Here is a 20,208-nt window from a genome sequence, read left to right as displayed (position 1 = left end):
CCCTGGCGCGGCAGTTCCACGAGGTGGACCGGCTGTCGTCGTTCTTCGACCTGGTGCAGCAGGACCCGGTGGTCTCCCAGGTGAAGCTGATCGCCAGCCGTGGTTCGTGGCGTTGGCCCAGGTCGTGGCGTCCACCTGGTTCGCCGTGACGGTCTGGTAGTTGACGCCGTCGACGTAGAAGCGGATCGCCTCGGGGCTCACCGAGCGGTCCCACTCCATGGTGTAGGTGTGGAAGCCCGACTGGCAGGTGGTGTTGGGGCACGCGACGGAGTTGCCGAGGCCCGTGGTCTCGTTGCAGGGGCCGCCGGGGTTGGTGCCGCAGTGCATGGTGGCCCACGTCTTGTTCAGGCCCTGGACGTTCTCCATGATGTCCAGCTCGCCGACGCCCGGCCAGTTCTGGTAGTTGCCGCGGAAGGGCGCGCCCAGCATCCAGAACGCCGGCCAGTACCCGGCGGCCGCGTTGCCGGTCACGTCGGGCATCTGGATGCGGGCCTCCACGCGCAGCTTGCCGCCCGCCGGGGGCTGGAAGTCGGTGCGGGTGGTCTCGATGCGGCCGGAGGTCCAGTTGCCGCCGCCGTCGCGGCGCGGGGTGATGAGCAGGTCGCCGCTGCCGTCGAGTGAGACGTTGTTCGTGCTGGAGGTCATCGACTCGACCTCGCCGGTGCCCCAGTTGGCGGCCCCGCCCGGGTAGGAGGTCCCGGTGTCGTACTGCCAGTCGGAGGTGTTGACACCGGAGCCGGCCGCGCCGTTGAAGTCGTCCAGGAAGACCTGCGTCCAGCCCGAGGGCGGGGCGGGGGCGGAGGCGTCCGCGGGGGCGGACGCGGCGGTGGCGACGGCCGCGGCCAGGCCGAGCGTGGCGACGACGGCGACGAGCGTGCGCCGCAGGGAGCGGGGTCTGGGTATGCCGGAGGATTCGCTCATGGGGAGGCCTCTCGGGTATGGGGGTGTGCGGGAGTCCTCGACGAGCGCTCCGACGCTCTTTGAGAGCGCTCTCAAGGTGCGGCCAATGTGCTCCCAGGCCTCTCCGCCGTCAAGACTTAAAACAAACAAAGTCCTTTCTTTGCAGGCGAGTTCACCCGGTGAAGGGGAAGCTCGCCGGGTGAAGCCGCCCGTATCGGATCGGGTGCGGTCCTATCGTGGCGGGGGTACGGCCATCCCCCGACCGAGGAGAGCGCATGGACGGCACTCCGGCCCGCGTCGTCGAGGCGGCGTTCCGCCACTACCGGGCGCAGGACCGCGAGGCCGCGCTGCCGCTCTACGCCGACGACTTCACCTTCACCAGCCCGCAGGACGACCACATCGGCAAGGCGGCCTTCTTCGAGCGCTGCTTCCCCACCGCGGGCCGGTTCGCCGAGCAGCGGATCCTGCACCTCGTCGCCGCCGACGAGGAACTGGTGTTCGTCCAGTACGAGTACGAGCTGACCGCGGGCGGCCGGTACCGCAACGTCGAGGCGATCACCGTGCGGGACGGGCTCATCCGCGAGGTCCAGGTCTACTTCGGCGGCAGGGTGTGAACGAGCCCGGCCGCCCGGCTCACCGCGCACCCGCCGCCGGCCGCACCGCGGGGACCAACGCCGGTACCCGGGCGCCCTCGTAGGGCACCACGACCGAATCGTGCAGGATCCTCCGGCTAGGCCGCGAGTCCGGTCCGTCGGCTGCGTGGCCCGGGCACCGTTGCGGGGCGCGCCGGGAGGCTCTCGGTGCCGAGCGCCGGGAGCCGGGAGGGTACGGCCGCCCGCAGGCGGATCCGGGGCGCGCACAGCTCCGTACCGCGCGGCGTCCCGGGCTCGGCCTCGGCCGTCGTCACCCGGAGCGTCAGCCACGCCTCGCCGCCGTCCTTCGGCAGCTCCAGCGGCAGCGGCACGGCCGCGGTCTCGCCCGGCCGCAGCTCGGGCAGCTCGGCCGGCGCGGTCAGTGTGCGGCCGTCCGCCAGGGACAGCTCCCAGGACGCCGCCAGCCCGCCGAGGCCCCGGAGCCGCCGGTGGTTCGCGAGGACGATGCCCTCGTGCCGGTAGCACTCGATACCGACCTGAGCCGCGCTCTCCCGGTGCTCGTACCGGCCCCGGGAGTACGCCCGGCGACGTCCGGGTGCGGCGGCACCGTCGTACGGGCCGGTGCCGTCGCGTCCGCTCACTCTTCCCTCGCTCACGTGCCGCAGGATGCCCGGGTCCCGGAACCCGTGGATGAAGCCGCCCTGAAGGACCGGGATGGACTCGATGTCCGGGCGGTGGTCGCCGGCGGCCGGGAGGAGCCGGGCCCCGGGGTGATGCAGGATGACGCGTAGTGTTCGCGGTGTCCGGCGGGAGAGGTGCCGAGGTGAAGCTGACGATTCTGGGCGGTGGCGGGTTCCGGGTGCCGCTGGTGTACGGCGCGCTGCTGACCGACCGCGCCGAGGGGCGGGTCACCGAGGTCGTCCTGCACGACCTGGACGACGGCCGGCTGCGCGCGGTGAGCCGCGTCCTGTCCGAACAGGCCGCCGGTGTGGCGGGCGCTCCCCGGGTGACCGCCACCACCGACCTCGACGAGGCGCTGCGCGGCGCGGACTTCGTCTTCTCCGCGATCCGCGTCGGCGGCCCGGAGGGGCGGGCGGACGACGAGCGGGTGGCGCTCGCCGAGGGCGTGCTCGGGCAGGAGACGGTCGGCGCGGGCGGGATCGCCTACGGTCTGCGCACCGTGCCCGTCGCGGTCGACATCGCCCGCCGCGTGGCCCGCCTGGCCCCCGACGCCTGGGTCATCAACTTCACGAACCCGGCCGGGCTGGTCACCGAGGCCATGTCCCGGCACCTCGGCGACCGCGTCATCGGCATCTGCGACTCCCCGGTCGGTCTCGGCCGCCGCATCGCCCGCGTCCTCGGCGCCGATCCGAAGGAGGCCTTCGTCGACTACGTCGGCCTCAACCACCTCGGCTGGGTCCGCGGCCTGAGCGTCGCCGGACGCGACGAACTCCCGCGCCTGCTCGCCGATCCCGCGCTGCTCGGCTCCTTCGAGGAGGGCAGGCTCTTCGGCGCCGACTGGCTCCGGTCCCTGGGCGCCGTCCCCAACGAGTACCTGCACTACTACTACTTCAACCGCGAGACCGTCCGCGCCTACCAGGAGGCGGAGCGGACCCGTGGCGCGTTCCTGCGCGACCAGCAGGCCCGCTTCTACCAGGAGGCCCGGCGCGCGGACGTCTCCGCCCTGGCGGCCTGGGACCGCACCCGGGCCGAGCGCGAGGCCACCTACATGTCCGAGAACCGCGAGACGGCGGGCGCGGGCGAACGCGAGGCCGACGACCTCTCCGGCGGCTACGAGAAGGTGGCCCTCGCCCTGATGCGGGCGATCGCCCGCAACGAGCGGACGACGCTGATCCTGAACGTGCGCAACGGCGGCACCCTGGCCGCGCTCGACGCCGCCGCCGTCATCGAGGTCCCCTGCCTGGCCGACGCCAACGGTGCCCACCCGGTCGCGGTCGGCCCGCTGCCCGGGCACGCGACCGGCCTGGTCTGCGCGGTCAAGGCGGTGGAGCGTGAGATCCTCTCCGCCGCCGAGTCCGGGTCCCGTACGACGGCGGTGAAGGCCTTCGCACTGCACCCGCTGGTCGACTCCGTGACCGTGGCCCGCAGGCTGGTCGAGGGATACACCGCGGTCCACCCGGGTCTCGCCTACCTCAAGTAGGCGGCCGGCCGGCCGTCGGCTCCGGGCCGGGCCTACAGCGGCAGGGCCTCCGGCGCCGAGGTCGTCTGCACCGGTACCGGTACCGGAAGGACGACCTCGGGCGACTCGACCCGCTGTCGCGGAAGCGCCACGGGCAGCAGCGGACGCGGGCCCGACACCACCGTGTAGTCCTGTCCGAGGAACGGCGGCTCGAGGACCCCGGGGTCCTCGCCCAGCGCCAACTGCACCGCCGCCCAGGGGGCGTTCACCCCGCAGAGCGACAGCTGGTGCAGGCCGCCCGCGGGCCGGGTGTTGACGTCGAGCAGCACCGGACGGTCGCCGAACATGCGGAACTGGATGTTGGACAGGTAGTGCAGTCCGAAGCCCTCGGCGATCAGCCGGGCCGGCGCCAGCCACCGCTCGTCCAGGGTGAAGCCCCGCCGGCGGCCGTTCTTCGTGCGGCCCACCGCGAGCCGCACCCGGTTGTCGGGCCCGGCCAGACAGTCGACGGACACCTCCGGCTGCTCCAGGCGCGGCATCACCAGCCAGTCCACCGGCTCCTCGGCCCGCCGCAGCGCCTCGACGACGAGGTCCAGCTGCACATACGGACCGGGGAAACCTTCGAGGTGGGTGAGCGAGAACGGGGCCCGGGTGACCACCCGGAAGCCGACCCCGCCGGCACCGGCGGCCGGCTTGAAGCACGCCTTGTGCCCGGCGGCCTCCAACTCCTCGACCGCGGCGAGCAGTTCGTCCGCCGTGCGCACCCGCCACCACGGCGGCACCGGGACGCCCACCGAGCGGACCGCCTCGTACGCGGTGGCCTTGTCCTCGAACACGGCGACCGCCTCGGGCGTCGGCGCCAGCAGGGCCGTGCCCGCCGCGGCGAACTCCGCGCGGTGCGCGACGATCGCGGCCTGGTGCAGCCGGGGCACGAACACGTCGATGCCGCGCCGGACGCACTGGTCGAGGGCGTACTCGACGTACGCGGCGGGGGAAAGGCCCTCCGGCTCCAGGTCGGCCGTGTCGGCGGCGGCCAGCACGGGGGAGTCGGCGTCGCCGTGCGTGGCATGGATCTCGACCGCGCGATCGCTGGGATTTCTGCGCAGCTGATCCATGAAGAACACGTTCTCCGCGTACGTGCGGTTGAGCCAGACGCGTACGCGAGAGAACATGCAGGCCGCCTTTCAGGGTCCAGGGTGTGTGGGCAGGACTCGGCGGCCCGTGCCCGGGCAGGAGGGAGGAAGGGACACCAAACGGCCCTGTGCGAAGGGAGATGAGGGGCGCCGGTGTTGGGGCGATCATACGGCTTTCGAAGGGCCCCGCGTGCAACACGGATGTTACGGATTGGCGGTGGCCGTCCACCGGCCGGCCATGTCCGTCCCGCGCCCCCGGCGCCGCCCGCGAGGATCTTCGCCGGCGCACCGCCCGAGGCCCTGACACGAGGCCGGGAGGCCCCTTGTCCCCCGGTCCCCGGATGTGTTCTTGTGGAGCCGGTGAGCCGATGATCGGAAGGGGCGTGCGGTGGAGTCGACGGCCGGGGCCGGACAGCTGCTGGCCATCAGCGACCTGCACATCACCTATCCGGAGAACCGCGCCCTCGTCGAGGAGATGCACCCGGGCAGCGACGAGGACTGGCTGATCGTCGCCGGTGACATCGCGGAGACCGTCGCCGACATCCGCTGGACCCTCGCCACACTCGCGGGCCGCTTCCGCAAGGTGCTGTGGGCGCCCGGCAACCACGACCTGTGGACCCACCCCAGGGACACCGTCACCCTGCGGGGCGTCGCCCGCTACGAGCACCTGGTCGAGGTCTGCCGGGAACTCGGCGTGGTCACGCCCGAGGACCCCTACCCGGTGTGGCAGGGCCCCGGCGGCCCGGTCGCCGTCGCCCCGCTGTTCCTGCTCTACGACTACTCGTTCCTGCCCGCCGGCTGCGCCACCAAGGCCGAGGGCCTGGCCTACGCGGAGAGCACGGGCATCGTCTGCAACGACGAGTACCTGCTGCACCCCGACCCCTATCCGACCCGTGAGGCGTGGTGCCGGGCACGGGTCGCCGAGACCGAACGGCGGCTCGCCGCGCTGCCCGCGGACCTGCCGACGGTGCTGGCCAACCACTACCCGCTGGACCGGCACCCGACCGAGGTCCTGTGGCACCCCGAGTTCGCCATGTGGTGCGGCACCGAGCTGACCGCCGACTGGCACCGCAGGTTCCGCGTCGCCACCATGGTCTACGGGCATCTGCACATACCCCGCACCACCTGGCACGACGGAGTCCGCTTCACCGAGGTCTCCGTGGGATACCCCCGTGAGTGGCGCGGGCGCCCGGAACCGCCGGGAAGGCTGCGCCGCATCCTGCCGATGGAGGTCGAAGCAGGTGATCGAGGAGCTGCTCCCGGAGTCGGTCGTGGCCGTGGAGGCACACCGTGACGACCCGCTGTGGGACGCCCCGCTCTACCCGGAGGAGGAGGCGCTCGTCGCGCGCGCCGTGGCCAAGCGGCGCCGCGAGTTCGCCGCCGTACGCGGCTGCGCCCGGCGCGCCATGGAGAAGCTCGGCGTCCCGGCCCAGCCCGTCGTCAGCGGCGAGCGGGGCGCCCCGCAGTGGCCCGCAGGACTCGTCGGCAGCATGACCCACTGCGACGGCTACTGCGCCGCCGCCCTGGTCCGCGCCACCGACCTGGCGTCCCTCGGCATCGACGCCGAACCGCACGGGCCGCTTCCGGAGGGCGTCGGCCCCTCCGTCTTCCTGCCCGCCGAGACCGAGCGGCTCACCCGGCTCGCGCGGCAGCGGCCCGCCGTGCACTGGGACCGGATCCTGTTCAGCGCCAAGGAGTCGGTCTACAAGGCGTGGTACCCCCTCACGCGCAAATGGCTGGACTTCTCCGAGGCCGACATCGCCCTGCACCCGGGCCCCGACGGCTCGGCGAGCGGCACCCTGCGCGCCGAACTCCTGGTCCCCGGCCCCCGGGTCGGCGACCGCCGGCTGCAGGTCTTCGACGGCCGCTGGGCCGTACGGGACTCCGTGGTGACCACCTCCGTCGTCGTACCGCATCCCTGACGGGGAACGGCCGCCCTCGCCGCACCTCGGTGCGGGGACGACGGCGGAGGCGGTCCGGTGTCACCCGTGGTGATCAGGCGGGCGGGCACCACTCGCCCAGGAGCCGGAAGAACTCCGCCTCGTTGCCCACCAGTCCCGCCCGCTCCAGCGCCGTGTCCGCCTCGGCGAGCACGGCGGGCGGGACGACGACGGGCCGGGCGCCGTCGGGTGGCCCGTCGAAGGAGGCGCGCACCGTGTGCAGCAGCCGCAGATAGGCCTGGACGGCGGTGCGCTCGCGGTCGGTCAGTACGGCGGTGGGCATCGGTCGGCTCTCCCCGAATAGGCGTCACGGTCGCGCGCCCTACGAGCGCACACCACCAGCTTGCCGCCCACCACTGACAACGCCGTCCGGCCCCGCCCCGGTTCGCCCGCTTGGCGGGGTGGAACCGCACCCGGAGCGCCGGTCAGTTCTCGGGCCGCTTGACGCTCTCCAGGAGCATGTCGAGCCACTCCGCGACCTTGTCGCGGTGCTGGTCGGTGGGCAACTGCGCGGCCCGCCAGGCGATTCCGCGCACCCCGTGATCCTGCAGCAGCCGCTCCAGCGGGTCCTGGGCGGCCTCCGCCGCGGCCCGCTCGCGGTCGGCGAGCTTCTGCAGCAGCTCCTGCTCGGTGCGCTGGAGCGCGCCCGCGAGCGCCTCGGGGTCCTCCGCGGTCAGGAAGCCCGCGTGCACCCGGAAGAACCGCTGCAGCGCGTCGCAGTGCTCCATGGTGGGCCGCCGGTCGCCGTTGATCAGGGCGCCGGCCTGCTGCCGGGACATGCCCGCGCCGTCGGCGATCTCCTGCTGGGTGTACTTGCGGCCGTTGGGCTTCAGCCGGCTGCGGCGCAACAGGTCCAGGCGCTGCAGGAACCGTGCCTGCACGTCCGGTTCGCCCGCGGGCCGGCCGCTCAGCAGGGCCTTGACCACCGGCTCCGGGACACCGCAGGCGACCGAGAGCCGGGCGACGTCGAAGACCTCGGCGTGCGGCACGCCGAGCCGCTCGGCTAGCGCGGTGACGCGGGCGACGGCGGCCGGCAGCCGGGCGGTCGCCGAGGCGTCCGGATCCTCGTAGCCTTCCGTCACCGACAGAACTCCTACGTCTCTCAGAGGGCAACAGGTGCGTCCGTGCTTCCCGCATGCTCGGTACCAGGACCGACGGTCGCCGTGAACTTCCCGGAGAGTAGCCGGTGCCTCGAACTCACATCCAGGTGTCGCCACAACTGTGGCGAATTTCAGCCGTCAACCGGCATGAAATGCCACGATAGTTGACACCGATCGTGGCGGGGAAGCAGGATCGCATCGCCGCGTGAAGGCCGCAGAGGCAAGAGGGGTGACCTCCCGATGGCACATCAGGCAGGAGGGCAGCGGCCGGCACCGCGGCCCGTCCCCGAGACCTCCGAGACCCAGGCGTACCTGCAGGACTACGCCGCGCTGCTGGAATCCCTGCCGTTCCCGTCCCTGGTCGTCGACCACCGCTGGAACGTGGTGATGGCCAACGGCGCGTTCGGGACGCTCTTCCGTGGCGTCGGCCCGCATCCGACGGCCATGCCCGGGGAGAACTTCCTCCGGTTCGTCCTGTTCCACCCGGACGCGGGGCATGTCCTCGGGGACCACGAGGCGGGGTGGTGCCTGCCGATGCTGGCCCATCTGAAGGGGGCGCTGGAGCGGTACGGCCACGACCCCGAACTCCAGGCGGTCCGCCGGGACATCGCCCAGGACCCGATCATGGAGGCCGCGTACCGGCAGGGGCTGCCGCACTGGATCCACGCCGTCGGCGAGGCGGCGACCCGGCTCGACGGAGCCGTCCGGCTGCTGCGCCACCCCGACCCGCGCCGGGGGGCGACCGAGTGCCGCGTCGTCGACGAGACCCCGGGGACCCTGCGGGAGCTGGGCTACCTGCGCCTGACGATGGTCCTCCGCGACCCCCGCCGCCCCACGACCCCCGCCCGTCGCCCCCGCCGTCCCCGCACCACTTCCGGCCATCTGACGGTCGTACCGCCACCCGAGGACTGACACCGGGAGAGACGTCCTTACGCAAATAACTTGCATAACTTGCGCTAGGCTTGCGTTCATGACGCGACGACTTGCGGAAGTGGCGAAGAAGGTCGGGGTCAGCGAGGCCACGGTCAGCCGGGTGCTCAACGGGAAGCCGGGAGTGTCCGAGGCCACCCGGCAGGCGGTGCTGACGGCTCTGGACGTGCTCGGCTACGAGCGCCCGACGCAGCTGCGCGGCGAACGCGCCCGCCTCGTCGGCCTGGTCCTGCCGGAGTTGCAGAACCCCATCTTCCCGGCGTTCGCCGAGGTCATCGGCGGTGCGCTCGCCCAGCTGGGGCTCACCCCGGTGCTGTGCACACAGACCAAGGGCGGGGTCTCGGAGGCGGACTACGTCGAACTGCTGCTCCAGCAGCAGGTCTCCGGCGTCGTCTTCGCCGGCGGTCTCTACGCCCAGGCCGACGCCCCGCACGACCACTACCGGCTGCTCGCCGACCGCAACATCCCCGTCGTCCTGGTCAACGCGGCCATCGAGGACCTCGGCTTCCCGGGCGTGTCCTGCGACGACGCGGTCGCCGTCGAGCAGGCCTGGCGGCACCTGGCCTCCCTCGGCCACGAGCGCATCGGGCTGGTGCTCGGCCCCGGCGACCACGTTCCTTCGGCGCGCAAGCTGGCCGCCGCGCACGCGATCGCCGGCGACCTGCCGGAGGAGTTCGTCGCGCGGGCCATCTTCTCCATCGAGGGCGGTCACGCCGCCGCCTCCCGGCTGATCGACCGGGGTGTCACCGGCATCATCTGCGCCAGCGACCCCCTCGCCCTCGGCGCGGTCCGGGCCGCCCGGCGCAAGGGGTACGCCGTCCCGGGGCGGATCTCCGTCGTCGGCTACGACGACTCGGCGTTCATGAACTGCACCGAGCCCCCGCTCACCACCGTCCGCCAGCCGATCGAGGCCATGGGTCGCGCGGCCGTCGAGCTGCTGAACGTGCAGATCGGCGGCACCGCCGTACCCGCCGAGGAACTGCTGTTCGAGCCGGAACTGGTGGTCCGCGGATCCACCGCGCAAGCCCCGCGTGACTGAGATCCAAGAGATCCAGGCTACTGTCAAATAATTACAGATTTCGCGCGACATCTTGCGGGCAGATGTCGGCGGTGCTTGAGTGTGCGGCGCCCACCGCTCCTGCCATGAGTGCCATGAGGGGTCCACCGATGACACGCACCGGGTTCCGCCGTACCTTCGTCGCGATCGGCGTCTGTTCCTCCCTCGCCCTCGCCGCCACCGCCTGCGGTTCGGGCGACGACGGCTCGGCGAGCGGCAAGACCCGCATCACCGTCAACTGCGAGCCGCCGAAGAGCGCCAGGACCGACCGGAAGTTCTTCGAGGAGGACATCGCCTCCTTCGAGAAGCAGAACCCGGGCATCGACGTCGTCGCGCACGACGCCTTCCCCTGCCAGGACCCGAAGACCTTCGACGCCAAGCTCGCCGGCGGCCAGATGGAGGACGTTTTCTACACGTACTTCACCGACGCCGGACACGTCGTGAACGTCAACCAGGCCGCCGATCTCACTCCGTACCTCAAGGAGTTGAAGAGCTACGGCACCCTCCAGAAGCAGCTGCGGGACATCTACACCGTCGACGGGAAGGTCTACGGCATCCCGCGCACCGGCTACTCCATGGGGCTGATCTACAACCGCAAGCTGTTCCGGAAGGCAGGCCTAGACCCCGACAAGCCCCCGACGACCTGGGACGAGGTCCGCGCCGACGCGAAGAGGATCGCCGCACTCGGGGACGGCACCGTCGGATACGCCGACTACAGCGCCCAGAACCAGGGCGGGTGGCACTTCACCGCCGAGCTGTACTCGCAGGGCGGCGACGTCGTCGGCCCCGACGGCAGGAAGGCCACCATCGACACCCCCCAGGGCCGTGCGGTCCTGCGGAACCTGCACGACATGCGGTGGACCGACGACTCCATGGGCAGCAAGCAGCTCCTCGTCATCAACGACGTGCAGCAGATGATGGGCGCGGGCAAGCTCGGCATGTACCTCTCCGCCCCCGACAACATCCCCATCCTGGTGAAGGAGAAGGGCGCCGACTACGACGACATCGCCATCGGCCCCATGCCCGGCGGCCAGGGCACCCTCATCGGCGGCGACGGCTACATGTTCAGCAAGCACGACACGCCCGCCCAGATCCGGGCCGGCCTGAAGTGGCTCGACCACATGTTCCTCACCCCCGGATCGGGCTTCCTCGGCGACTACGCCCGTGCCAGGAAGAACAACGCGCCCGTCGGACTGCCCGAGCCGCGTCTGTTCACCGGCGCCGCGGACGCCAGGGACCAGCAGGTCAAGAAGGCCAATGCCAACGTCCCGGTGGAGAACTACCAGGCCTTCCTCGACGGCAACCAGAAGCTCCGGATGAAGATCGAGCCGCGGGACGCCCAGCAGCTCTACTCCGTCCTCGACGGCACGGTCTCCGCCGTCCTCACCAAGAAGGACGCCGACATCGACCAGCTCCTCAAGGACGCGTCCGGCAAGATCGACAGCATCCTGGCCCGGAGCTGACCGCCATGACGAAGACGGCCGAGCGGCGGTCCACGGCGGCGGCCGCCGTCCACCCGGTCCCGGCGCCGCCCCCGGCAGGGGACCGGAGGCGGCGCCGCCTCGTCGACCAGGCCCGTGCCTACGCCTTCCTCCTCGGCGGCCTGATCTGCTTCGCCCTGTTCTCCTGGTACCCGGCGATCCGCGCGGTCGTGATCGCCTTCCAGAAGTACACGCCGGGCTCGCCGCCCCGGTGGGCCGGCACCGCCAACTTCAGCCGCGTCCTGCACGACCCGGAGTTCTCGGCGGCCTGGCGCAACACCCTGTACTTCACCCTGCTGGCCCTGCTCATCGGGTTCGCGATCCCGTTCGTCCTCGCGCTCGTCCTCAACGAGCTGCGGCACGCGAAGGCCTTCTTCCGGATCGTGGTCTATCTGCCGGTGATGATCCCGCCCGTGGTCAGCGCGCTGCTGTGGAAGTGGTTCTACGACCCCGGAGCCGGCCTCGCCAACGAGGCACTGCGCTTCGCGCACCTGCCCACCTCGAACTGGTCCAACGGCACCGACACCGCGCTGGTCTCCCTGGTGATCGTGGCGACCTGGGCCAACATGGGCGGCACCGTCCTCATCTACCTGGCCGCCCTGCAGTCCATCCCCGGCGAGCTGTACGAGGCGGCCGAACTGGACGGCGCGAACCTGCTCCAGCGCGTCCGGCACGTCACGGTCCCGCAGACCCGGTTCGTGATCCTGATGCTGATGCTCCTTCAGATCATCGCCACCATGCAGGTGTTCACCGAACCGTTCGTCATCACCGGGGGCGGCCCCGAGAACGCCACCGTCACCGTCCTCTACCTCATCTACAAGTACGCCTTCCTCTACAACGACTTCGGCGGCGCCTGCGCCCTCAGCGTGATGCTCCTGGTCCTGCTCGGCGCCTTCTCCGCCGTCTATCTGCGGCTCACCCGCTCCGAGGGGGACGCATGAGCGCCACCCGCACCCTGATCTCCCCGGCCACCCTCGCCCGCCCCCGCGGCAGGGGGGTCTACTGGACGGTGTTCACGGCCGTCGTCGTCCTCTTCGCGTTCGCGTTCCTGTTCCCCGTCTACTGGATGGTGACCGGCGCGATGAAGTCACCGGACGAGGTGGCCCGGACCCCGCCCACGCTCGTGCCGCACCACTGGCACCTCAGCGGCTACACCGACGCCTGGGACCTGATGCAGCTCCCGCAGCACCTGTGGAACACGGTCGTCCAGGCGGCCGGAGCCTGGGCGTTCCAGCTGGTGTTCTGCACGGCCGCCGCCTACGCCCTGTCCAAGCTGAAGCCGGCCTTCGGCAGGGTGATCCTCGGCGGCATCCTGGCCACCCTCATGGTGCCCGCGCAGGCGCTGGTCGTCCCCAAGTACCTGACGGCCGCCGACCTGCCGCTGCTGCACACCAGCCTGCTCAACGACCCCCTCGGCATCTGGCTCCCGGCCGTCGCCAACGCCTTCAACCTCTATCTGCTCAAGCGGTTCTTCGACCAGCTGCCCCGTGACGTGCTGGAGGCCGCCGAGATCGACGGCGCCGGCAAGCTGCGCATCCTGTGGTCGGTCGTGCTGCCCATGTCCCGGCCGGTGCTCGGCGTCGTATCGATCTTCGCGCTGGTCGCCGTGTGGCAGGACTTCCTGTGGCCGCTGATGGTCTTCTCCGACACCGGGAAGCAGCCGATCAGCGTGGCCCTGGTCCAGCTGTCGCAGAACATCCAGCTCACCGTGCTCATCGCCGCGATGGTGATCGCCAGCATCCCGATGGTGGCGCTGTTCCTCGTCTTCCAGCGGCACATCATCGCCGGGATCAGCGCGGGCAGCACCAAGGGCTGACGCCGACGCCCGTCTACAGAAAGGGAAGCTCAGTGGGACAGCCCACCCCTGCCCGGAACGGCCACGACTGGTGGCGCTCCGCCGTCATCTACCAGGTGTACGTCCGCAGCTTCGCCGACGGCGACGGCGACGGCACCGGAGACCTCGCGGGCGTCCGCGCCCGGCTGCCGTACCTGGCCGAACTCGGAGTGGACGCCCTGTGGTTCAACCCCTGGTACCTGTCACCGATGAAGGACGGCGGCTACGACGTCGCCGACTACCGTGCCGTCGACCCGGCGTTCGGCACCCTCGCCGAGGCCGAGAAACTCATCGCCGAGGCCCGCGAGCTGGGCATCCGCACCATCGTCGACATCGTGCCCAACCACGTCTCCGACCAGCACCCCTGGTTCCGGGCCGCCCTCGCCGCGGGGCCCGGCAGCCCGGAGCGGGAGCTGTTCCACTTCCGGCCCGGGCGGGGACCGCACGGCGAACTCCCGCCGAACGACTGGCCCTCGCAGTTCGCCGGCTCCACCGAACCGGTGTGGACCCGGCTGCCGGACGGCGACTGGTACCTGCACCTGTTCACCCCCGAGCAGCCGGACCTCAACTGGTCCCATCCGGCCGTCCGCCAGGAGCACGAGGACATCCTGCGCTTCTGGTTCGAGCGGGGCGTCGCGGGCGTCCGCATCGACTCCGCGGCCCTGCTCGCCAAGGACCCGGACCTGCCGGACCTGGCCACGCGCCCGCGGCCGCACCCGTTCGTCGACCGCGACGAACTCCACGACGTCTACCGCTCCTGGCGCACGGTCGCCGACGCCTACGACGGTGTGTTCGTCGGCGAGGTCTGGCTCCCCGACGCCGAGCGCTTCGCCCGCTACCTCCGCCCCGACGAACTCCACACCGCCTTCAACTTCTCCTTCCTGTCCTGCCCCTGGGACGCGGCACGGCTGCGCGCCTCGATCGACACCACCCTCGCCGAGCACGCCCCGGTCGGCGCCCCGGCCACCTGGGTCCTGTGCAACCACGACGTCACACGCACGGTCACCCGGTACGGCCGCGAGGACACCGCCTTCGACTTCGCCACCAAGGCCTTCGGCACCCCGACCGACCTGGCGCTCGGCACCCGCAGGGCCCGGGCGGCCGCCCTGCTGTCCCTGGCGCTGCCCGGCTCGGTGTACCTCTACCAGGGCGAGGAGCTGGGACTGCCGGAGGCCGAGGTCCCGGCCGACCGCATCCAGGACCCGATGTACTTCCGCTCGCACGGCGCGGACCCCGGCCGCGACGGCTGCCGGGTACCGCTGCCGTGGACCGCCGGGCTGCCGTACGCGGGATTCGGCTCGCGCGAGGAGCCGTGGCTGCCGCAGCCTGCGGACTGGCCCGCGTACGCGGCCGACCGCCAGCGGTACGACGCGCGGTCGATGCTCACCCTCTACCGCAGGGCCGTCGCCCTGCGCCCGGTGTTCGGCGACGGCCCGCTGACCTGGCTCCCCGCACCCGAGGGCGTCCTCGCCTTCGCCCGCGCGGAGGGGGTGATGTGCGTGGTCAACCTCGCGGCCACGCCCGCCCGCCTGCCCGCGCACTCCCGACTCCTGCTGAGCAGCGGCCCGCTGGACGAGGCGGACCGGCTGCCCCAGGACACGGCGGCCTGGCTGCGCGCCTGAGCCGCACCGCACAGCTGTCCCGCGCACCCCCACCACGAAGGGATCAGCCCATGCACAGCAGCACTTCGAGATATGTCAGGCGCATGCCAACAGTGGGGTCGGTCGTCGCCCTCGCCGCCGGCATGCTCGTCACCGTGGCCCCCGCCGCCCACGCGGCGACCGCGGGCGCGTCCCTCCCCTTCACCTCGGTCGAGGCGGAGTCCGCGACGACCGACGGCACGAAGATCGGCCCCGACCACACCCAGGGCATCCTCGCCTCGGAGGCCTCCGGCCGACAGGCGGTCCGGCTGGCGGCCGGGCAGCGGGTGGAGTTCACCGTGCCGCGCGCCGCCGACGCCGTGAACGTCGCCTACAGCGTCCCGGACGGCCAGTCCGGCTCGCTGAACGTCTACGTCAACGGCACCAGGCTCGCCAGGACGCTCCCGGTGACCTCGAAGTACTCGTACGTCGACACCGGATGGATCGCCGGCTCGAAGACGCACCACTTCTTCGACAACACCAGGCTGCTGCTGGGGCGGAACGTCCAGGCCGGCGACAAGGTCGCCGTCGAGGCCTCCGGCACCCAGGTCACGGTCGACGTCGCCGACTTCGAGCAGGTCGACGCGCCGGCCGCCCAGCCCGCCGGCTCGGTGTCGGTGATCTCCAAGGGCGCCGACCCGAGCGGCGGCGGCGACTCCACCCAGGCCTTCCGGGACGCCATCGCCGCCGCCCAGGGCGGGACGGTCTGGATCCCGCCGGGCGACTACCGGCTCACCTCCTCCCTCAACGGCGTGCAGAACGTGACCCTGCAGGGCGCCGGCAGCTGGTACTCGGTCGTCCACACCTCCCGCTTCGTCGACCAGTCCAGCTCCTCCGGGAACGTCCACATCAAGGACTTCGCGGTCATCGGCGAGGTCACCGAACGCGTCGACTCCAACCCGGACAACTTCGTCAACGGCTCCCTCGGCCCGAACTCGTCCGTCTCCGGCATGTGGATCCAGCACCTGAAGTGCGGGATGTGGCTGACCGGCGACAACGAAAACCTCGTCGTCGAGAGCAACCGCATCCTCGACACCACCGCGGACGGCATCAACCTCAACGGCACCGCCAAGGGCGTCCGCGTCCGCAACAACTTCCTGCGCAACCAGGGCGACGACTCCCTCGCCATGTGGTCGCTGTACTCCCCGGACACGGACTCCAGCTTCGAGAACAACACCGTCTCGCAGCCGAACCTCGCCAACGGCATCGCCGTCTACGGCGGCACCGACATCGCCGTGCGGAACAACCTGGTCTCCGACACCAACGCCCTCGGCAGCGGCATCGCGATCTCCAACCAGAAGTTCATGGACCCGTTCTCTCCGCTGTCCGGCACCATCACCGTCGACGGCAACACCCTGGTGCGCGCCGGTGCGATGAACCCCAACTGGAACCATCCGATGGGCGCGCTGCGCGTCGACTCCTACGACAGCGCGATCGACGCGACCGTGAACATCACCGACACCACGATCACGGACAGCCCGTACAGCGCCTTCGAGTTCGTCTCCGGCGGCGGGCAGGGCCACCCGGTCCGCAACGTCACCGTGGACGGCGCGACGGTGAACAACACCGGGACGGTCGTGGTCCAGGCCGAGGCGCAGGGCGCGGCCACCTTCAAGAACGTCACCGCCACGGGCGTCGGCGCCGTCGGCGTCTACAACTGCCCCTACCCGGCCAACTCCGGCGCCTTCGCGCTCACCGACGGCGGCGGCAACTCCGGCTGGTCGAGCACCTGGTCGGACTGCTCCACCTGGCCCCAGCCCGGCCAGGGCAACCCGGAACCCGACCCGAACCGCAACCTCGCCAAGGGCCGTCCGGCCTCCGCGACCGGCTCGCAGGACGTCTACACGCCCGCCAAGGCGGTCGACGGCGACGCGAACTCCTACTGGGAGTCCACCAACTACGCCTTCCCGCAGTCCCTGACGGTCGACCTCGGCTCCTCCTACGCGGTGCGCCGCCTGGTGCTGAAGCTGCCGCCCTCCCCGGCCTGGGGCGCCCGCACCCAGACCATCACCGTGCTCGGCAGCACCGACGGCTCGAACTACTCCACCGTCGTCGGCGCCCAGGGCTACCGCTTCGACCCGGCCACCGGCAACACCGCCACGGTGTCCCTGCCGGACGGTACGAACCTGCGCCATCTGCGTCTGACGGTCAGCGCCAACACGGGCTGGCCGGCCGGGCAGTTCAGTGAGGTGGAGGCCTACCTGACGAGCTGACACCCACCGGGCCCGGTCCGGCCCCTCCCCGGTGCGGTGGCCTCCCCGTCCGGCACCGCACCGGGCGGTCGCATGCCTCCGTAAGGGGGACCTCCGCCTGACGGAAGCCTCACGGCTCTGTCGACAGTGGCCGAATCGGCACCTCACGGACCGCCGAGTTTCACATGGGCGCCATCGGACCCTTCCCTGACGTTTGTTGCTCTTGGAACACTCGCTGCGCGCAGATTCCGTCATCTGACGGCATCACGTACGTCAGGATGAGAGGACCCTCAACTCATGCCCGAAGTAAACCGGCGGCGTTTCCTCCAGATAGCGGGCGCCACCTCGGCGTTCACGGCGCTGTCCAGCAGCATCCAGCGGGCGGCCGCGCTGCCCGCCCACCATCGCACCGGGTCGGTCGAGGACGTCGAGCACATCGTCGTCCTGATGCAGGAGAACCGCTCGTTCGACCACTACTTCGGCTCGCTCAGAGGAGTCCGGGGCTTCGGCGACCCCCGGCCGGTGACCCAGAACGGCCGCTCCGTCTGGCAGCAGACCGACGGCAAGAAGGACATCCTGCCCTTCCACCCGGACGCCGACGACCTGGGCCTCGCCTTCATCCAGGACCTGCCGCACGGCTGGAACGACGGCCACACCGCCTTCGACAACGGCAAGTACGACAAGTGGGTGCCCGCCAAGTCCTCGACGACGATGGCGTACCTGAACCGGAACGACATCCCGTTCCACTACGCGCTCGCGGACGCCTTCACCATCTGCGACGCCTACCACTGCTCGTTCATCGGCTCCACCGACCCCAACCGCTACTACATGTGGACGGGGTACACCGGCAACGACGGCCAGGGCGGCGGCCCGGTCCTCGGCAACGACGAGGCGGGCTACGGCTGGACCACGTACCCCGAGCGCCTGGAGAAGGCCGGGGTCTCCTGGAAGATCTACCAGGACGTCGGCGACGGCCTGGACGCCGCCGGCGGCTGGGGCTGGATCAACGACGCCTACCGCGGCAACTACGGCGACAACTCGCTGCTCTACTTCAACCAGTACCGCAACGCCCAGCCGGGCGACCCGCTCTACGACAAGGCCCGCACCGGCACCGACGCCAAGAAGGGCGAGGGCTTCTTCGACCGGCTGAAGGCCGACGTCAAGGCCGGCAAGCTGCCGCAGGTCTCCTGGGTCGTCGCCCCCGAGGCCTTCACCGAGCACCCGAACTGGCCCGCCAACTACGGCGCCTGGTACGTCTCCCAGGTCCTGGACGCGCTGACCAGCAACCCCGAGGTGTGGGCCAGGACCGCGCTGTTCATCACGTACGACGAGAACGACGGCTTCTTCGACCATGTCGTCCCGCCCTTCCCGCCGGCCTCCGGCGCGCAGGGCAGGTCGACGGTGGACCCCTCGCTCGACCTGTTCAAGGGCGACGGCAGCCACGTCGCCGGTCCCTACGGTCTGGGCCAGCGGGTGCCGATGCTGGTCGTCTCCCCGTGGAGCAAGGGCGGTTACGTCTGCTCCGAGACCCTGGACCACACCTCGATCATCCGGTTCATCGAGCGCCGCTTCGGGGTGCACGAGCCGAACATCTCGCCCTGGCGGCGGGCCGTCTGCGGCGACCTCACCAGCGCCTTCGACTTCTCCCGCAAGGACACCAGGCCGGTCGCGCTGCCGTCCACGGCCGGCTACCAGCCGCCGGACCACGACCGCCACCCCGACTACGTGCCCAAGCCGCCCGCGAACCCGTCCCTGCCCCGGCAGGAGCACGGCAGCCGGCCCACCCGCCCACTGAAGTACGCGCCGTCGGTGGACGGTTCGGCGGACACCACGGCGGGCACCTTCACGCTCACGTTCGCCTCGGGGGCGCACGCGGGCGCGGCCTTCCTCGTGACCTCGGGCAACCGCACCGACGGTCCCTGGTCGTACACCACCGAGGCCCGCAAGTCCCTGTCCGACACCTGGAACTCGGCCTACTCCGGCGGCTCCTACGACCTCGCCGTGCACGGCCCCAACGGCTTCCTGCGTGTCTTCAAGGGCCGCGACAAGGCCGCCGGTCCCGAGGTGACCGCCCGGCACTCCGGCGACCGTGTGGAACTCACCTTCACCAACAGGGGTTCCGGCACGGCGAGGTTGAAGGTCGTCAACGGTTACGGCGGCGGCCCGGTCACCGTGGCCGTGCGGCCGGGGGCGACCGTCCGGCACACCGTGGACCTGACGGCGAGCCGGCGCTGGTACGACCTGACCGTCACCTCGGCGGCCGACCCGGCGTTCCTGCGCGGCTTCGCCGGTCACGTCGAGAACGGGCGGCCTGGCGTCAGCGACCCGGCGATCGTCACGGGGTGAAGGGGCGATGAACACCGCTCCGTGCGGACTGGTCAGGTACCGGTCAGATCAGGATAGTGTGCCCCGGTGACCACGCAATCGAACACTCCTGCAGGCTGGTACCCCGATCCGCACGGGGCACCCCAGACGCTGCGCTACTGGGACGGCACCCGGTGGACCGAGCACACGAACCAGCAGGCGCAGCAGGTGCCGCAGGGCCAGGCCGCACCGCAGATCCCGCACCAGCAGACCGCCGACCCCAAGGTGCAGCGGCAGGTGCAGCAGCAGGCCGGGGTCGCGGCCGGCGGCCCCGGTGGCGGCACGCTCTTCACCGAGCCGGTCCTGGTGGTGAACCAGAAGGCCAAGCTGATCGAGGTGACCAACGAGTACAAGGTCATGGATCAGAACGGCCGTGAGATCGGCTCGGTCACCGAGGTCGGCCAGGGTGTGCTGAAGAAGATCTTCCGCTTCATCTCCAGCTGGGACCAGTTCATGACCCACAAGCTGGAGATCCGCGACGCCTACGGCCAGCCGCAGCTGCTGCTGACCCGGCCCGCGAAGATCTTCAAGTCGCGGGTGATCGTGACCCGTCCGGACGGCTCGACCGTCGGCGAGATCGTCCAGCAGAACATGATCGGGAAGATCAACTTCGCGATGAACGCGGACGGCCGGCAGGTCGGCGCGATCAAGGCGGAGAACTGGCGCGCGTGGAACTTCGCGATCGTCGACCACGCGGACAACGAGGTGGCCCGGATCACCAAGACCTGGGAAGGCCTCGCCAAGACGCTGTTCACGACCGCGGACAACTACGTCCTGCAGATCCACTACCAGCTGCCCGAGCCGCTGCTGAGCCTCGTGGTGGCGACGGCCCTGACCGTTGACACCGCGAGCACCAGCGAGCCGATACGGGTGCCCTTGGGCTTGAGCGGGATGGCCCGGAACT

At 71.2% G+C, this 20,208-nt stretch carries 17 protein-coding genes and 1 pseudogene; 13 read left to right on the top strand and 5 right to left on the bottom strand.

Annotated features, from left to right (window positions below):
- A partial coding sequence (locus ACWEN3_RS19210; RefSeq protein ID WP_452972144.1) for a glycoside hydrolase family 16 protein occupies positions 1-921 on the bottom strand: 921 nt, incomplete at its 3' end.
- A gap of 254 nt (positions 922-1,175) precedes the next feature.
- Here ACWEN3_RS19210 and ACWEN3_RS19205 point away from each other — a divergent pair.
- On the top strand, positions 1,176-1,514 hold the full coding sequence (locus ACWEN3_RS19205) for a nuclear transport factor 2 family protein (protein ID WP_452972142.1): 339 nt from the start codon (positions 1,176-1,178) through the stop codon (positions 1,512-1,514).
- A 206-nt stretch (positions 1,515-1,720) separates the two neighbouring features.
- Here the strand turns inward: ACWEN3_RS19205 and ACWEN3_RS19200 are convergent.
- A pseudogene (locus tag ACWEN3_RS19200) lies at positions 1,721-2,233 on the bottom strand (DUF4981 domain-containing protein); the annotation flags it as partial.
- Positions 2,234-2,316: 83 nt separating this feature from the next.
- Between ACWEN3_RS19200 and ACWEN3_RS19195 the strand changes: the two are divergent.
- Complete coding sequence (locus ACWEN3_RS19195; protein ID WP_452972139.1) at positions 2,317-3,654, top strand: 6-phospho-beta-glucosidase; 1,338 nt, start codon at positions 2,317-2,319, stop codon at positions 3,652-3,654.
- Between the two features lie 32 nt (positions 3,655-3,686).
- Here ACWEN3_RS19195 and ACWEN3_RS19190 read toward each other — a convergent pair whose 3' ends face one another.
- Complete coding sequence (locus ACWEN3_RS19190) at positions 3,687-4,805, bottom strand: ATP-grasp domain-containing protein (RefSeq protein WP_452972136.1); 1,119 nt, start codon at positions 4,803-4,805, stop codon at positions 3,687-3,689.
- Positions 4,806-5,154: 349 nt separating this feature from the next.
- On the opposite strand from ACWEN3_RS19190, the gene ACWEN3_RS19185 reads away from it, so the two are divergent.
- Positions 5,155-6,060 carry a metallophosphoesterase family protein gene (locus ACWEN3_RS19185; protein WP_452972134.1) on the top strand — a complete coding sequence of 302 codons (906 nt, stop codon included), beginning with the start codon at positions 5,155-5,157 and terminating at the stop codon, positions 6,058-6,060.
- On the top strand, positions 6,008-6,688 hold the full coding sequence (locus ACWEN3_RS19180) for a 4'-phosphopantetheinyl transferase family protein (protein ID WP_452972131.1): 681 nt from the start codon (positions 6,008-6,010) through the stop codon (positions 6,686-6,688). The genes ACWEN3_RS19185 and ACWEN3_RS19180 overlap by 53 nt, the downstream gene beginning before the upstream one ends.
- A gap of 73 nt (positions 6,689-6,761) precedes the next feature.
- Here the strand turns inward: ACWEN3_RS19180 and ACWEN3_RS19175 are convergent, their stop codons facing one another.
- Both ACWEN3_RS19175 and ACWEN3_RS19170 read right to left on the bottom strand, forming a co-directional pair.
- Positions 6,762-6,989, bottom strand: coding sequence for a hypothetical protein (locus ACWEN3_RS19175; protein ID WP_452972129.1), 228 nt, complete (start codon positions 6,987-6,989; stop codon positions 6,762-6,764).
- A 142-nt stretch (positions 6,990-7,131) separates the two neighbouring features.
- Complete coding sequence (locus ACWEN3_RS19170) at positions 7,132-7,788, bottom strand: helix-turn-helix domain-containing protein (RefSeq protein WP_452972126.1); 657 nt, start codon at positions 7,786-7,788, stop codon at positions 7,132-7,134.
- Between the two features lie 258 nt (positions 7,789-8,046).
- Between ACWEN3_RS19170 and ACWEN3_RS19165 the strand changes: the two genes are divergently transcribed.
- The 9 genes from ACWEN3_RS19165 to ACWEN3_RS19125 form a co-directional block, all read left to right on the top strand.
- Positions 8,047-8,718 (top strand): MmyB family transcriptional regulator, encoded by a 672-nt coding sequence (locus ACWEN3_RS19165; RefSeq protein ID WP_452972123.1) that lies wholly within the window; start codon positions 8,047-8,049, stop codon positions 8,716-8,718.
- A gap of 58 nt (positions 8,719-8,776) precedes the next feature.
- A complete protein-coding gene (locus ACWEN3_RS19160) occupies positions 8,777-9,775 on the top strand; it encodes a LacI family DNA-binding transcriptional regulator (protein WP_452972121.1) in 999 nt (332 codons plus the stop codon).
- Positions 9,776-9,903: 128 nt separating this feature from the next.
- A complete protein-coding gene (locus ACWEN3_RS19155) occupies positions 9,904-11,256 on the top strand; it encodes an ABC transporter substrate-binding protein (protein WP_452972119.1) in 1,353 nt (450 codons plus the stop codon).
- 5 nt (positions 11,257-11,261) lie between these two features.
- Positions 11,262-12,215 carry a carbohydrate ABC transporter permease gene (locus tag ACWEN3_RS19150; RefSeq protein WP_452972117.1) on the top strand — a complete coding sequence of 318 codons (954 nt, stop codon included), beginning with the start codon at positions 11,262-11,264 and terminating at the stop codon, positions 12,213-12,215.
- Positions 12,212-13,090, top strand: a complete 879-nt coding sequence (locus ACWEN3_RS19145; RefSeq protein ID WP_452972114.1) for a carbohydrate ABC transporter permease — start codon at positions 12,212-12,214, stop codon at positions 13,088-13,090. The genes ACWEN3_RS19150 and ACWEN3_RS19145 overlap by 4 nt, the downstream gene beginning before the upstream one ends.
- Before the next feature lie 32 nt (positions 13,091-13,122).
- Positions 13,123-14,730, top strand: coding sequence for a glycoside hydrolase family 13 protein (locus tag ACWEN3_RS19140; RefSeq protein ID WP_452972112.1), 1,608 nt, complete (start codon positions 13,123-13,125; stop codon positions 14,728-14,730).
- Positions 14,731-14,780: 50 nt separating this feature from the next.
- Positions 14,781-16,961: a discoidin domain-containing protein gene (locus ACWEN3_RS19135; protein ID WP_452972110.1), complete on the top strand. Its 2,181-nt coding sequence runs from the start codon at positions 14,781-14,783 to the stop codon at positions 16,959-16,961.
- Between the two features lie 276 nt (positions 16,962-17,237).
- Positions 17,238-19,286, top strand: coding sequence for a phosphocholine-specific phospholipase C (locus tag ACWEN3_RS19130; RefSeq protein WP_452972107.1), 2,049 nt, complete (start codon positions 17,238-17,240; stop codon positions 19,284-19,286).
- A 66-nt stretch (positions 19,287-19,352) separates the two neighbouring features.
- On the top strand, positions 19,353-20,208 hold an 856-nt coding region (locus ACWEN3_RS19125; RefSeq protein ID WP_452972105.1), incomplete at its 3' end, for a phospholipid scramblase-related protein.

Source organism: Streptomyces sp. NPDC004561 (assembly GCF_053602155.1).
Note: the sequence above shows the minus strand (reverse complement) of the source record. Positions and strands in the feature narration are given on the sequence as shown.

What these genes read in the sequence shown, in the direction of transcription:
- ACWEN3_RS19205 (WP_452972142.1), top strand. Translation starts at nt 1,176, where the DNA reads ATGGACGGCACTCCGGCCCGCGTCGTCGAGGCGGCGTTCCGCCACTAC.
- ACWEN3_RS19190 (WP_452972136.1), bottom strand. Translation starts at nt 4,805, where the DNA reads ATGTTCTCTCGCGTACGCGTCTGGCTCAACCGCACGTACGCGGAGAAC.
- ACWEN3_RS19175 (WP_452972129.1), bottom strand. Translation starts at nt 6,989, where the DNA reads ATGCCCACCGCCGTACTGACCGACCGCGAGCGCACCGCCGTCCAGGCC.
- ACWEN3_RS19165 (WP_452972123.1), top strand. Translation starts at nt 8,047, where the DNA reads ATGGCACATCAGGCAGGAGGGCAGCGGCCGGCACCGCGGCCCGTCCCC.
- ACWEN3_RS19160 (WP_452972121.1), top strand. Translation starts at nt 8,777, where the DNA reads ATGACGCGACGACTTGCGGAAGTGGCGAAGAAGGTCGGGGTCAGCGAG.
- ACWEN3_RS19155 (WP_452972119.1), top strand. Translation starts at nt 9,904, where the DNA reads ATGACACGCACCGGGTTCCGCCGTACCTTCGTCGCGATCGGCGTCTGT.
- ACWEN3_RS19150 (WP_452972117.1), top strand. Translation starts at nt 11,262, where the DNA reads ATGACGAAGACGGCCGAGCGGCGGTCCACGGCGGCGGCCGCCGTCCAC.
- ACWEN3_RS19145 (WP_452972114.1), top strand. Translation starts at nt 12,212, where the DNA reads ATGAGCGCCACCCGCACCCTGATCTCCCCGGCCACCCTCGCCCGCCCC.
- ACWEN3_RS19135 (WP_452972110.1), top strand. Translation starts at nt 14,781, where the DNA reads ATGCACAGCAGCACTTCGAGATATGTCAGGCGCATGCCAACAGTGGGG.
- ACWEN3_RS19130 (WP_452972107.1), top strand. Translation starts at nt 17,238, where the DNA reads ATGCCCGAAGTAAACCGGCGGCGTTTCCTCCAGATAGCGGGCGCCACC.